At 55.3% G+C, this 13,773-nt stretch carries 14 protein-coding genes; 11 read left to right on the forward strand and 3 right to left on the reverse strand.

The annotated features are described in order from the left end of the window. Positions 1-95: 95 nt before the first annotated feature. The 8 genes from xylB (at position 96) to Yoon_RS06705 (ending at position 9,106) form a co-directional block, all read left to right on the forward strand. Positions 96-1,535, forward strand: a complete 1,440-nt coding sequence (gene xylB / locus Yoon_RS06670; protein ID WP_238111316.1) for a xylulokinase — start codon at positions 96-98, stop codon at positions 1,533-1,535. Beyond that, positions 1,532-2,833 carry a xylose isomerase gene (xylA, locus tag Yoon_RS06675; RefSeq protein WP_238111318.1) on the forward strand — a complete coding sequence of 434 codons (1,302 nt, stop codon included), beginning with the start codon at positions 1,532-1,534 and terminating at the stop codon, positions 2,831-2,833. The genes xylB and xylA overlap by 4 nt, the downstream gene beginning before the upstream one ends. A gap of 73 nt (positions 2,834-2,906) precedes the next feature. After that, entirely contained in the window at positions 2,907-3,860 is a 954-nt protein-coding gene (locus Yoon_RS06680) for a hypothetical protein (RefSeq protein ID WP_238111320.1), read from the forward strand. Then, on the forward strand, positions 3,857-5,071 hold the full coding sequence (locus Yoon_RS06685; RefSeq protein ID WP_238111323.1) for a hypothetical protein: 1,215 nt from the start codon (positions 3,857-3,859) through the stop codon (positions 5,069-5,071). The genes Yoon_RS06680 and Yoon_RS06685 overlap by 4 nt, the downstream gene beginning before the upstream one ends. After that, positions 5,068-6,255, forward strand: coding sequence for a glycerate kinase (locus tag Yoon_RS06690; RefSeq protein WP_238111325.1), 1,188 nt, complete (start codon positions 5,068-5,070; stop codon positions 6,253-6,255). The genes Yoon_RS06685 and Yoon_RS06690 overlap by 4 nt, the downstream gene beginning before the upstream one ends. A 30-nt stretch (positions 6,256-6,285) precedes the next feature. Then, positions 6,286-7,191: an endonuclease/exonuclease/phosphatase family protein gene (locus Yoon_RS06695; RefSeq protein ID WP_238111329.1), complete on the forward strand. Its 906-nt coding sequence runs from the start codon at positions 6,286-6,288 to the stop codon at positions 7,189-7,191. A gap of 98 nt (positions 7,192-7,289) precedes the next feature. Then, positions 7,290-8,285 carry a tRNA dihydrouridine(20/20a) synthase DusA gene (gene dusA / locus Yoon_RS06700; RefSeq protein ID WP_238111330.1) on the forward strand — a complete coding sequence of 332 codons (996 nt, stop codon included), beginning with the start codon at positions 7,290-7,292 and terminating at the stop codon, positions 8,283-8,285. Positions 8,286-8,287: 2 nt separating this feature from the next. Then, positions 8,288-9,106 (forward strand): sulfite exporter TauE/SafE family protein, encoded by an 819-nt coding sequence (locus tag Yoon_RS06705; protein WP_238111331.1) that lies wholly within the window; start codon positions 8,288-8,290, stop codon positions 9,104-9,106. Positions 9,107-9,108: 2 nt separating this feature from the next. Here Yoon_RS06705 and Yoon_RS06710 read toward each other — a convergent pair whose 3' ends face one another. The 3 genes from Yoon_RS06710 to Yoon_RS06720 are packed head-to-tail and all read right to left on the reverse strand — an operon-like array spanning position 9,109 to position 11,945. After that, positions 9,109-10,137, reverse strand: a complete 1,029-nt coding sequence (locus Yoon_RS06710; RefSeq protein WP_238111332.1) for a hypothetical protein — start codon at positions 10,135-10,137, stop codon at positions 9,109-9,111. Positions 10,138-10,192: 55 nt separating this feature from the next. Continuing rightward, positions 10,193-10,864: a YafY family protein gene (locus Yoon_RS06715; protein WP_238111333.1), complete on the reverse strand. Its 672-nt coding sequence runs from the start codon at positions 10,862-10,864 to the stop codon at positions 10,193-10,195. 4 nt (positions 10,865-10,868) lie between these two features. Further along, positions 10,869-11,945 carry a hypothetical protein gene (locus Yoon_RS06720; RefSeq protein WP_238111335.1) on the reverse strand — a complete coding sequence of 359 codons (1,077 nt, stop codon included), beginning with the start codon at positions 11,943-11,945 and terminating at the stop codon, positions 10,869-10,871. Between the two features lie 269 nt (positions 11,946-12,214). Here Yoon_RS06720 and Yoon_RS06725 point away from each other — a divergent pair, with 269 nt between their 5' ends. Genes Yoon_RS06725 through tatC form a run of 3 tightly spaced genes read left to right on the forward strand, consistent with a single transcriptional unit; the run spans position 12,215 to position 13,748 of the window. Next, positions 12,215-12,427: a twin-arginine translocase TatA/TatE family subunit gene (locus Yoon_RS06725; protein WP_238111336.1), complete on the forward strand. Its 213-nt coding sequence runs from the start codon at positions 12,215-12,217 to the stop codon at positions 12,425-12,427. A gap of 23 nt (positions 12,428-12,450) precedes the next feature. Then, complete coding sequence (gene tatB, locus Yoon_RS06730) at positions 12,451-12,876, forward strand: Sec-independent protein translocase protein TatB (protein WP_238111337.1); 426 nt, start codon at positions 12,451-12,453, stop codon at positions 12,874-12,876. Beyond that, on the forward strand, positions 12,873-13,748 hold the full coding sequence (gene tatC / locus Yoon_RS06735; protein ID WP_238111338.1) for a twin-arginine translocase subunit TatC: 876 nt from the start codon (positions 12,873-12,875) through the stop codon (positions 13,746-13,748). The genes tatB and tatC overlap by 4 nt, the downstream gene beginning before the upstream one ends. Positions 13,749-13,773 lie beyond the last annotated feature (25 nt).

Consider the following 13,773-nt stretch of genomic DNA (forward strand, 5'->3'; position numbering starts at 1 on the left):
ACCTTTAATTCGACTGTTGAATTTAATTTGACAAGCACGCCGAGACGGCCCAAAACTTGCGGCCAGAAGCTTGCTGCGATCGGGAGGAGTGCTGCATGTATATTGGATTGGATCTCGGGACATCGGGGCTCAAGGCGGTCTTGATCGATGATGCGCAGGAGATTGTTGCGGAGGCGACAGCGCCGCTCGAGGCTGTGCGCCCAGAGCCGGGCTGGTCAGAGCAGGCGCCAGCCACATGGTTAGATGCAGCAGATGCGGCGGTCCGGGCTTTGTCCGCGCAGGCGTCATTAGGTGCTGTGCGTGCAATCGGGTTGTCGGGACAGATGCATGGGGCGACGTTGCTTGATGCCGCAGACGAGGTTTTGCGCCCCTGTATATTGTGGAATGATACGCGCGCAGCGGCAGAGGCGGCCGAGCTGGACGCAGATCCGCAGTTTCGGGCGCTGACCGGAAATATCGTGTTTCCGGGCTTTACTGCGCCAAAATTGGTATGGGTCGCCCGCCACGAGCCCGATATTTTCGCACGGATCAAACGCGTGCTTTTACCCAAAGATTATTTACGCCTTTGGCTAACAGGAGAGGCCGTGGCTGAAATGTCTGATGCCGCAGGTACCAGTTGGCTTGATGTCGCGCAACGCGACTGGTCCGACGATTTGCTTGCTGCGACCGGGATGACCCGCGATCACATGCCGCGTCTTGTCGAAGGGTCCGAAGTATCAGGCGAATTGCGCACTGAATTATCCAGCCGCTGGGGATTGCCCAAAGGGGTGGTCGTTGCGGGCGGCGGCGGCGACAATGCGGCAAGTGCTGTTGGCGTCGGCGTTGTGAACGCTGGCGATGCGTTCGTGTCGCTAGGGACATCGGGCGTTTTATTTGCGGCATCTGATGCTTATCAACCCGATGCGGCCAGCGCGGTGCACACGTTTTGCCACGCCTTGCCAAATACTTGGCACCAGATGGGGGTCATTTTGGCGGCGGCTGATGCGCTCAATTGGTATGCGAAATCTGTTGGCAAACCTGCGGCAGATATCACCAGCGGGTTGGGATCATTGCAAGCCCCCGGACGGCCGATATTCCTGCCTTACTTAGGTGGTGAACGTACGCCGCACAATGACGCGGCCATTCGTGGCAGTTTCTTACACCTTGATCATACGACGGATCAGCAAGCCATGACGCGCGCGGTGCTTGAAGGCGTGACACATGCGTTTCGCGATAATTATGATGCGCTCACATCGACGGGCACCCAGATCAAACGGTTGATTGCCGTGGGTGGCGGATCGAAATCGGACTATTGGGTGCAGGCGATTGCGACCTCATTGGGGATACCCGTAGAACTGCCCGTTGCGGGTGATTTTGGCGGTGCGTTTGGCGCGGCACGGCTGGGGCTGATGGCCGCAACAGGGGCCGGGGTTGAAATCGCGACACCGCCCCAAATTGACCGCATCATCGAACCTGATCCTAAACTGGTAGACAGCTTTGCCGCTTCCCACGCCCGTTATCGCGCCAGCTATGACGCATTGAAAGGACTAATATGACCGACTTTTTCAAAGATATCCCTGCTATCAAATATGAGGGCCAGAATACAGATAACGACTACGCGTTCCGGCACTATAACCCGGATGAAGTTGTCATGGGCAAACCTATGAAGGATCACCTGCGGTTCGCTGCGGCCTATTGGCATTCATTTGCTTGGCCGGGTGGTGATCCATTTGGGGGGCAAACATTTGACCGTCCTTGGTTCGGCGACACGATGGAGGCGGCCAAGCTGAAGGCCGATGTCGCATTCGAAATGTTCCAAATCCTAAACGTGCCGTATTTTTGTTTCCACGATGCAGACGTGCGCCCCGAAGGCAATAGCTTTGCTGAGAACACAAAGAACCTTGAAGAGATCGTTGATTACTTTGCACAAAAGATGGACGCGACTGGCGTGAAATTGCTTTGGGGCACGGCCAATCTGTTTTCGCACCGCCGCTTTATGTCGGGGGCAGCGACCAACCCAGACCCGGATGTCTTTGCGTTTTCTGCGGCCACGATCAAAACTTGCATGGATGCCACCATGAAACTGGGCGGCGAAAACTATGTGCTGTGGGGTGGGCGTGAAGGCTATGAAACCTTGCTCAACACCGATATGGGCCGTGAACGCCAACAGGCAGGACGCATGTTGCAGATGGTTGTCGATTACAAACATAAGATGGGGTTCAAAGGCGCGATCTTGATCGAACCAAAGCCGCAAGAACCCACCAAACACCAGTATGATTACGATGTCGCGACGGTCTATGGGTTCCTTAAGGAATTCGGCCTTGAGGGCGAAGTGAAGATGAACATCGAACAGGGTCACGCGATCCTTGCAGGGCATTCGTTTGAACATGAATTGGCGGTCGCACGCGAATTGGGGATTTTCGGGTCCATCGACATGAACCGCAATGATTACCAATCTGGCTGGGACACCGACCAATTCCCGAATAATGTGCCCGAAATGGCGCTGGCCTATTACGAGGTCCTGCGCGCGGGCGGGTTTACCACGGGGGGGACAAATTTTGACGCGAAACTGCGCCGTCAGTCGCTGGATGCCGAGGACCTGATCCTTGCACATGTCGGCGGCATGGACGCTTGTGCGGCTGGCCTCAAAGCTGCCGCTGCGATGTTGGAAGATGGAAAGCTAGAGGCCGCTCGCAACGCGCGCTATGCGGCGTGGGACAGTGACACAGGCAAAACCCTGCTGAATAGCGATCTGGATAGCATTGCGGGTTCGGTTCAGGCCAATAACATCAATCCAGAACCCGTTTCAGGTCGCCAAGAGCGGCTTGAAAATCTGGTAAACCGTTACCTGTAAGGCGATAAAAACGGCGCTTGCCCCTTTGGGGCAGGCTGCCTAATCTGTGGGGTATAGCCACAGGTTTTCATGCGTGATCAGCACCTTATTCAAAACTCTTGGACGTCAATACTTGGATGTGACCCTGCGGTCAGGCCCAGAGATGCGCGTGCGCATCATTGAACGCCCCGGTGTTTGGATGGATGAGGCGCAGCTTGCCGCGTTATCAGCAGACTTACGCACTATTGCCGCACGAACCTTGGAAGCAGGCAGCCTGACCTACGGTGTTTTTTCGGGTGATGCGACCCGCATGAAACAGGTGGTGATTACGCTTGTCACCCGCGCGGATGGCACCCCAATTGCCTTTAACGCGCTGGCGATTATGGCGGTTGATATGGAACCCGTCGCGAGCGAGGTGCTGCATCTTGGCCTTGTGATGGTGGACCCGGATGAGCGGTCCAAAAACCTGTCTTGGGTACTATATGGGCTGACGTGTTTTTTGATATTCTTCCGGCGGCAATTTCGACCTGTCTGGATTTCGAACGTTACCCAAGTGCCCGCCGTCGTGGGCATGGTGTCGCAAATGTTTTCGGGTGTCTGGCCGCAGCCGAATGGGAACAGGCGTACTTTGAACCATTTGCTATTGGCGCGCCAAATCATGGCACAGCACCGCGATGTGTTTGGCGTCGGCCCAGAGGCGGGGTTCAATGAAGAAAAATTCATTATCACAGATGCTTATACGGGCGGGTCTGACGATCTAAAGAAAACATGGGATGCCGCCCCCAAACATCGTGATGCGCAGTACAATGATTTTTGTGCGGCCACATTGGATTATGCGCGCGGCGATGATGTGATCCAATTGGGACAAATGGATTTGGCTGCAATGCGGCAATATCTGCGCCGCGAGGTTCCCAAATCCGCTGTGTTTGGACTGCTTTTAGCTGGCGGTCTGGTCGCGCTACGCCGCATTGTTTTGCCCGCCGTGCATTGGGCCGATAGCACCAAACATTGGAAAACGCTGCGGCCACATAATGGTGCGCAAGAATGACCCAACATGCCGCCGATCTGACGCAATTGTGCATGTCGCTTGCTGCCATATTAGGCTTGCTGACGCTGCAGATGGTTTTGCAGCGCCGCGACCGGCGCGATCCGATTAACCGCCGCTTTCTTTTCTGTCTACGGATTACCATGCTGCTGTTTGCTGGCCGGGTGTTGGTCGCGCTGACAGACCTGCAAGTATTTCGCATTTTTGTGCTTTTAGGCGCAGGGTTTATCCCGCTTGCCGCGCTTTTGTTGACCGAAGGTTTATTGCGCCGTCACGCGCCGCCCCGCGTTAAAGCTTTGATCGGCGCCGGTACGGTTGCGTTCGTTTGCAGCGCGTTCTGGTATGGTGAAGGGATCGACCCGCTTAGGCTTTATCTTTTGCTTGGGTTTCAATTGATTGGTTTCTTTACAGCGGGCTGGCTGATTGCGCGACGCGATCGCACCACCTTATCGGCAAGCGAAAACACCACGGTAACACGAATATCCTTGTCGCTTTTGCTGTTTATTCCCTTGGCCGTAAGCGATTTCTTGATGGTGTCGATGGGGTTGCCGATCCAGTTTTCAGCCCTTGGTGTCTTGATCATGTGTTGGTTGGCGATTGGGCTAGGGCGCTCGCAGATCGGGCACCGCGTTGTGATCGTGAACTTTGCGGTTATCGCTCTGGCCTCTGTGTTGGTTGCGCTGTTGATTGGCGAGATTGCCCAGCTGGACCGCGACGGCATGTTGCTCAGCGGGGCGGTTGTGATGACGGCGCTGTTTCTTGTGGTGATTTTGAACGATGCCCGGACATTGCGCTCTGAAGAGCAATCACTGGGGCTCTTGCAATATCTGGCCAATACGCAAACCCATGATCCAATCGTGTTCTTGCGGGATCTGCGCGGGCACCCGTTGGTCGAAGGCGCCGCGATGATCAGCCGTAAAAGTCTTGCGCAATTGCAAGATACGATGCTTGATCAAATATTCGAGGCGGCGCCGGTGCTGCGCCGATCTGATCCCCCAAAGCTGGGGGATTTGGCGGATGATCACATCGCGCATCTTTTTGAACGCTATAGTGCGACCCATATCATCATGGCGTCGGGGGCCCCGCGCGTTTTGATTGCGCTCGCGATGCCATCGCTCAGCGCGTCGCCCATGGCGGAAACTGAATTGCAGGTCGTGCAACGTATGGCCGCGATGATGGCGAAACAAACGGACAAAAAGGGGCAGCGCACATGAATGAATGGCGCCAGCAAGCGGTTGCGATATTTCAAGCAGGGGTTGCTGCAGCAGATCCTTATGCCGCGGTTGCGCGCGCCCTTGATGATGTCGCGCAGCCTGCGCTGATTGTCGCTGTTGGTAAGGCCGCGCGGCGCATGGCCAAGGCCGCATTGGATCAGTTTAGCGACATTCCCTGTCTGGTAGTGACAAACTACGAAAACGCACAGGACCTCGCAGGCGCACAGGTCTTTGCGGCGGGCCATCCCGTTCCGGACCAAAACGGTGCTGACGCGGCGCGGGCCGTGATTGCCGCGTTAGATGCAGTAAAAGGGCCAGTGCTTGCGTTGATCTCAGGTGGGGGGTCAGCACTTTTACCTGCTCCGGCTGCGGGCATTTCACTGGTAGATAAGGCGGCAGTGAACGCGGCCTTACTAGGTGCCGGGCTAGATATCACAGCGATGAACCTTGTACGCCAACAACTGTCTGACTTGAAAGGGGGCGGTTTTTTGCACCACGCGGCCCCGCATTCGGTCACGGCCCTGATCTTGTCTGATGTCATTGGCGATGATTTGGCCACCATTGCAAGCGGGCCGACGGTCGGTCCGATTGGCACCGCAGCACAGGCGGAGGATACGCTGAAATCAGCAGGGATTTGGGACGCCATGCCTGACAGCGTGCGCGCGCATTTGGCCCGCAATGCACCTGCCAAAGATCTGCCCATTGCCCGCAACACCTTGGTTGGCTCAAACGCGCAAAGCGTTGCCGCCATGGCGCAGGCCGCCCCCGGCGCGCATGTGATCGCCACCCCGATTGAAGGCGATGTCGCGGTTGCCGCCCAGATGATTTGCGACAATGTCAAAAAAGGGGTGACTGTCTGGGGCGGCGAAACCACCGTGATGATCAAAGGCACGGGATCGGGCGGGCGCAACCAAGAATTGGCGCTGCGGATTGCACAAGAGGCCACGCGCCGAGGCTGGCAGAACTTCACGTGCCTACAAGGGGGCAGCGACGGGCGCGATGGGCCAACCGATGCCGCTGGCGGGATCGTTGATCAGCACACGCTCGCGAAAATCGACGGGTTGTCACGGTTTCTTGATAACAATGATAGCTATGCTGCCCTTGCGCAGGCAGGTGATTTGTTGATGACTGACGCGACAGGCACAAATGTTGCCGATCTTGGGGTCATGATCTGGTTGGACTAGTACAGCCGCTTTCCAAACGAAGAGGTTCTTGTGAAACGGTTCTTTACCTTTTTGATCGCCGCTTTGCTGATGTTATCGTTGACGGCATGCGTGCAAATCTTGCGCAATTCCGGGTCCGCTATTGCCACGGCACAGCCCGCAAACACCCTGCGGCTTGCCACGCTTAACGCGCATTATATCGTCCTGAGCCGCCCAACCGGGGCTTGGTCAGTCGCTGATTGGGAACGTCGCAAAGCACCATTTGATGCGGCGTTTAAAGATATCGATGCGGATATATTTGCGTTTCAAGAGATGGAAAGCTTTGCCCGTGGGGCGGGCGGCGGCACGAACCTAGCGCTTGATTGGGTGCTTGAACAAAACCCCGATTTTCGCGCGGCGGCTGTGGGCGATTGGGAAGAATTCCCGTCGACGCAACCGATCCTCTATCGGGCGGATCGGTTAACGCCGCGAGACCAAGGCTGGTTCTTTTTCTCGGAGACGCCTGATGTCATCTATGCGCGCACGTTCAATGGGTCTTGGCCAGCGTTTGCGTCATGGGCGTTGTTCGAAACACGCGAGGGGGACCAGGTCCGCGTGGTCAATGTCCATTTTGAATACAAAAGCCGCAGCAACCGCGTTTTATCCGCGGAACTTGTCGCGGACCGCATGGCGCCTTGGATCGCGGCAGGCGAAAATGTTGTTCTGATCGGTGACCTCAATGCACGACACGGCGCACGCACCCAAGACATCTTGGCGGAGGCTGGTGTGACGTTTGTCCCGGTTTCTGGGGCAACCTATCACTTGAACAATGGGGTAAACCTTTTTGGTGCCATCGATCATATCGGGGCAACTGGTGGCATGAGAATCGTAGGGCAACCGGTTGTTGTTAGACAAAAATACCTTAATGAATGGCCGTCTGACCACTACCCGGTTTATGCTGATTTTAGGTTTGAATAGTCGCATTATGCGGGTCTGGTGTTGGCTGGGACAAAATGCTAGTTGCACGCAAGGTTTCAATGATCACAGTGTGAATAATTATGGGTAAGGTCAGTACAATGACAGCGGCAAATCTACGCCGCGCAGGCCGTCTTTCCGTGGCTCCCATGATGGATTGGACGGACCGCCATTGTCGGTATTTGCACCGTCTTATGTCGCAGCAGGCGTTGCTTTACACGGAAATGGTGACCGCGCCTGCCGTGATCCATGGGGATCGTGATCGTCTGCTGGGCTTTGATGCATCAGAGCATCCGGTTGCCGTGCAATTGGGGGGCTCTGACCCCGCGCAATTGGCAGAGGCCGCGCGTATCGCGGCGGATTACGGCTATGATGAGATTAACCTCAATTGTGGGTGCCCGTCGGACCGTGTGCAATCAGGGCGCTTTGGCGCGATCTTGATGGAGGATTCGGCGCTCGTGGCGGCATGTGTTTCCGCAATGATCAAAGCGGTTGATGTGCCTGTTACCGTCAAATGCCGGATTGGTGTCGACGATCAAAATCCAACAGAGATTTTGCCGGATTTCCTTGCGCGCGTATCGGCAGCAGGCGTGGATCATTTTATCGTACATGCCCGCAAGGCTTGGCTACAGGGGCTGAGCCCAAAAGAGAACCGTGATGTCCCGCCGCTGGATTATGATCTGGTGTTGGCGATGAAAGGGTTGTTTCCAGGGTTAAACCTCTCGATCAACGGGGGCATTGGCAGCTTGGATGAGGCGCAGGTACTGCTGGATCAAGGCTTGGACGGTGTGATGATCGGGCGTGCTGCCTACCATACCCCTAGTGACATCTTGCTCACAGCGGATCAGCGCATATTTGGTATGGGCGAGACCCGCACCGCCGCAGAAATCGTACATCTGATGCTGCCCTATATCGAAGCGCATTTGACGGCCGGTGGGCGTTTGGGGCAAGTGACCCGGCATATGTTAGGGCTGTTTCAAGGTCGCCCGGGTGCGCGTGGCTGGCGGCGGTATCTTTCTGAAAACGTGCATGAAAGCGGGGCAGGGCCACAAGTCGTGTTAGACGCGCTTGCGCATGTGACAACGCAGGCGGCATAGATATGGATGACATGACACTTTTGGCGACCATGGGCGCGCTATTGCTTGGCGTCGGTGCCGTGGCTGGGGTTTTGGCTGGGCTGCTTGGCGTGGGCGGTGGGATCGTCTTGGTGCCTGCGTTTTACTACGTCTTCAGCGCGATGGGCTATGAAAGCGCGCAGTTGATGCAACTGTGTTTGGGGACGTCGCTGGCCACCATTATTGTGACCTCGGTGCGGTCAGTATTGGCGCACAATAAAAAGGGCGCAGTGGACTGGGAAATTCTTAAAACATGGGCACCGGGGATCGCGATCGGCGCGTTGATTGGTGTGTCTGTCGCCGCCAATTTACGTTCGACAGCGTTGCAAGGCATCTTTGGGGGCTTGGCGATGGTTGTGGGGCTTTACATGACCTTTGGTCAAAGCCATTGGCGGCTGGGGCCGCAGATGCCGACAGGGGCCACGCGTCTTGCGATGTCGCCCGCGCTAGGGTTTCTATCCGTGCTCATGGGGATTGGTGGCGGATCATTTGGGGTGCCTGTGATGTCACTCTTTAACGTCGCTATTCACCGGGCCGTTGCGACAGCCGCCGGGTTTGGCATTTTGATCGCGGTACCTTCGGTCGTCGGCTTCTTGATGGTCGATCAACAGGTAGCACCCCCGTTTACAATCGGGTCAGTGAATTTTGTCGCATTCTTTTTGATCATCGCGATGACCTTGATCACCGCACCTTGGGGGGCCGCATTGGCACACCGGCTTGATCCGAAACCGCTAAAACGCACGTTTGGCGTTTTCCTGACGCTTGTTGCGCTGAACATGCTGCGCAAAGCTTTGGGCTGGTAGACCTACCAAAGGCTTAGCAGTTGTCGCGCCAATCGCGGCATCCGCGCGCGCGCCAGCGCTTTTTCATACAAGGCGTCCTTGCGGTCGCGGTCAAAGGCGCAGATTTGCCCGCCATCCGTAAAATGAATGACGCTAAGATCCACATCATCACCGTCGACGTCTTTATAGCCTTGTTCGGGAAACCGAATGCCATATTCCTGTCGTAACCAAGCAAGGTCTGGCGCCGCCCAGTTGCGAATTGTACGCGCAGCATTAGCGCGCAGCCGGGCAGGCGTTGCGCCGGGCAGCCGTGCGTCTTCGCGAACAATCTGTGCGACCATCACGGCGGGATCGACGTTGGCGTCAAGACGCCCGTGCTGGCGGTCAATTAGCAGGGCGATCGCCTCGGCTGATATCCGGTGGCGCTGCGGTGGGGGCGGACGGGTCAAAAGCTGCCTGTCGAAATTCGGGACGTGATGCGCGAAAAAATCGTCGACAATATTGCCGTCGGTTAACACGCTCGCAGAAAATAGTGTCAGTGAAACGCCGCCGCTCCAAGCTTGGCCAAGGGGTTCAATACGTTCTTTGATGCGGGTACGTGACGGCGTTACGACATCGCGATTTTGCGCAAGTCGCAACTGCAAGAGCAGCAAGAAATAGGTGTCAGGTGGTCGCAAATAGGCGACAATCTTTTTGCTACGCGCGATATGGTTTGTAACCGCTTCAAAATGTGGGGCACTTTGCGCGGTAAGCTGTTTAAAAAACGCGCGGTTACTGACGATCGTTGTTGTGCTCGGCAAGAGGTTGTTGCGTGATGTTATGCGGTCCCAATGATCGCGCTGTGGTACGCTTTGCGGGTCTATTTTGTCGCCCTCATCGACAAGTTGTGTTTCGTACCCAAGCACGAATCTTTCGCGGTTTTCAGTCGCAAATTTGGGAAAGTAGACCCCATATTCATCAAGAATTTTGCGTGAGGCGGTTAACGTGTTTTGCAGCACGACTGAGTCGGTGTTTCTATGCCCGATATGAATTATGAGTTCATTTGTAGTCATTCGGAACGCCAAAATACTAGGTCACTAACGACTCGTAGTCTGGCGGAATGGCGTGTTAACTTCCAGCAATAACACGCTTGGCGTTAAAATCGGCCAAAGATTTCCCATGCTCGTCAACAAACAGGCTAGGCAAAATGCGTAGTTCACTGATTTGATCAACCCGCAATTCGCTGAAGTCTTTTGTCTTTTCACACCATACAATGCAGGTCCAAAGCCGCCCCCAATAATCGAGCTGTAACGGACGCACCGTGCGTATAACATCGTTAATCGTGATCGATAGCTTTTGGCGCGCGCGGATCGCTTGGCGCATCGCTGGCAGGTGTTGAAACCCGCGCGCGGCATCGGCAAACGGGTAAATCGCAAACCCGTAACCTGTGGGTGCGCGCGACCGATCCTCGGGCATGACGGCGTCTAGTTTGGCCAAAAGCGCCCTTGCTGCGGTCGACAATTGTGCGTCATCGGACTGGCCGACTGCGCTTAACCCCAGGTGCAAGGCTTCAACCTCGGTCATTGTCAGGTTTAGCGGGGGCAGGGTGATCGCTGCGGTAACACGGTAGCCGATGCCGCGTTCGCCCTCGATCGGCACGCCCGAAGCCGCCAATGTCTCCATGTCGCGGTAAATTGTGCGCAGTGACACGCCTACTGCCGCCGAAATATCCGCCGCCTTGTGGAGCGTGCCATCACGCAAGATTTGCACGATCTGCATTAATCGATCTGCGCGTTTCATAGCGTCACCATTTTGCGGCCCAACGGCTAATGGGAAAAGGAAGCTTGGCCTTTAATTGGATCCGTCGCAAGAGTGCTGCCTTGCGGTCGGGGTCAACTGCACAGATTTGTTCGACCCGCTGATACTCTATTATGTCATTGTCTAAATCATCAGGATCAAGCGCATCATAATCAACATCCGGGAATACCACGCCATGCTGGTCGCGCAGCGAGATTAAGTCTGGCGTAAACCAATTGGTGATACTGTGTTGTGCGTTATTCAAAAGCTTGGGTCGTGTGGAGTTGGGTAGGGCTTTGTCGTTACCAATCAAAAGTTTGCGGAGAGGCACCGCCCGCGATTGGATATCAATCCGCCCCGAGCGCAGGTCCATTGCGATCGCCATGGCTTCGGCCGAAATCGACGTGTTCATCGAACCATTTTTGCGTGTCATATGCTGAGGATCGACCTTCGGAAGATACCTTTTGCAAAAATCTGTGACGATATCGGATTGGTGTAAAGTGTCCCGGTGGTAAACGTTTAGCGAAACATTGTCGCCGAGATGTCGCTTGAATTGTGCAACAAGAGCGGAGTTCATATCGCGCGGCATATTCGCAGGCCTTTTCCCGCGTGCGGGCGGTAAAACAACTTTTAGCCCTTCTTGGTGCAAAGACAAGAAAAAGGCTGCCGGGGATCGCAAGTATGCGACAATCTTTGTCTCATCGGCGATGCTTTCAAAGTGCTTGCGTGCGTTGGCAAACGCATCTGGAGGCATAGCGCACATGAATTGTTCTGCACTGATAAGAATTTGGTCGACTTCGCCCGCTCTCGCGCCATTCTGTAGCACCTTCCATGAAGATTTGGCACTTTCAATGGCTTCTTGATGTGAGCAGCCCAGCCATGCCACCCGGTCCCGCTCAAACAGCGAAGTATTGAAAATTTCATACCCTAGCGTAATCGCGTTCCCGCCCTGTGCGCGCGCGCAATCAGGTAACAAGACGCTTTGCTCGCGCAGATAGTCGGCCGAGTCGGCCAATGCATGCTGCAGCATTGTCGTGCCAGTCTTCGGGCTGCCAATGTGCAGTACCAGTTGTTTTGCTTTCATCGGGTCTTTCGCAAGTGTGGCTAAGGTTTGTGCCGACCCTATCGGTAACTAAGGGAGTGGTCGAACTGATTCCTCTCCCTTCAAAAAGAATTGTCAATTTTTTGGCAACTGACAAGTTTATGTCACGAATATCAAAAATCCCTTGCAAAAAAGGGTGTTTGTGCGGGAGGTTTTGGTTGTTTTCGCTTTCCCTGACGTGAAATGCGGCCTATGCCTAGAGAACAGAATGCAAAGCGCACCCTGCAAGTGATGCGCAAGAGGAGACTACCATGCTTAACAATATCGGCCTTCCAGGCCTTCTACTGATCGCTGTCGTCGTTTTGGTCCTGTTTGGCCGCGGCAAAATTTCAAGCCTGATGGGCGAAGTGGGCAAAGGCATTACGGCGTTCAAAAAAGGTGTTGATGACGGCAAGCAAGAAATCGAAGAAAGCATCGAAGCCGCGCGTGACGTGACTCCAGAAGAAGAAAAAGACAAAGCCTAATTCACCCGTAAGGAAGCGCTTATATGTTTGGTTTAGGCTGGAGCGAAATGGTGCTGGTTGGCATCGTGGCCCTGATTGTGATCGGGCCAAAGGACTTACCGGGAATGTTCCGCACCTTGGGGCAATTCACGGGCAAGGCCCGTGGCATGGCACGTGAGTTTTCACGCGCGATGGAGTCCGCCGCCGACGAGGCGGGCATCGGCGAAATTCAAAAAACCGTGCGCGCCGCAGCCAACCCGCAGAAATTTGGTGTGGATAAGATCAAAGAAGCCACGGGCATGACGCAGGCCCCAGAAAAGCCCGCGCTGTCGCCCGAACGCCAAGCCATGAAAGAAAAGATGAGCGACGCAATGGGCAAGGCCGCAACGGAACGTCAAGCCCGCGAAGCTGAGACCGAAGCGGCACCCGAGGCAAAACCAACTGAGACGCCGGAAAGCGATAGCAAATGAGCGCGACAGACGACATCGAAAATAGCGCCGCACCGCTGATCGAACATTTGACCGAACTGCGGTCACGGATGATCAAATCGCTGCTCGCGTTTATCGTGAGCATGGTGATTTGTTTCACAATCTGGAACCCGGTTTTCAACTTTTTGACCTACCCGCTTTGCGACGCGCTTGCGTCACGCGGACAGGCCTGCGATCTGCAGTTCATCGCGCTCGAAGAAGGTTTTTTTGTCGCGATTTCGATCTCGCTGCTGGGCGGGTTGATGTTGTCATTCCCCGTCATCAGTTTCCAGATGTGGCGTTTCGTGGCACCCGGCCTGTACAAGAGCGAGCAGGGGGCATTCTTGCCCTTTTTGGTCGCTTCACCGTTTATGTTCTTTCTGGGCGCGGCCTTTGCCTATTACGTCATTACACCACTGGCCTTCGGGTTTTTCCTTGGCTTTCAACAGCCGGGCGTGCTTGAGGCCGGCGCCGATAGCGCCACGCAAGCTGCCGGTATTTTGTTCCAAGGCTCTGCGAAGGCCTATCTGAACCTGACCATCAAATTTATCGTGGCCTTTGGCCTGTGTTTCCAACTGCCCGTGCTGTTGACCCTTATGGGCAAGGCGGGTTTAGTATCGGCACGCGGTCTGCGTGGCACGCGCAAGTATGCAATGGTTGGCATTCTGATTGTCGCGGCGCTTGCCACCCCGCCCGATGTCATCAGCCAAGTCATTTTGTTTGTCGTGGTTTACGGGCTTTACGAAGTGTCGATCCAATTGGTCGCCCGCGTCGAAAGCAAGCGCGAAGCAAAACTACGTGCCGAAGGGCTGTGGGACGATGAAATCCACGGCGAAGGTCCAGCCGACGCAGATGAGGGCGCCAAAGGTGAGTAAGAAATCACTGAGCCGGATTGCAGCG

It is taken from the genome of Yoonia sp. I 8.24 (assembly GCF_022096995.1).
Classification (GTDB): Bacteria; Pseudomonadota; Alphaproteobacteria; order Rhodobacterales; family Rhodobacteraceae; genus Yoonia.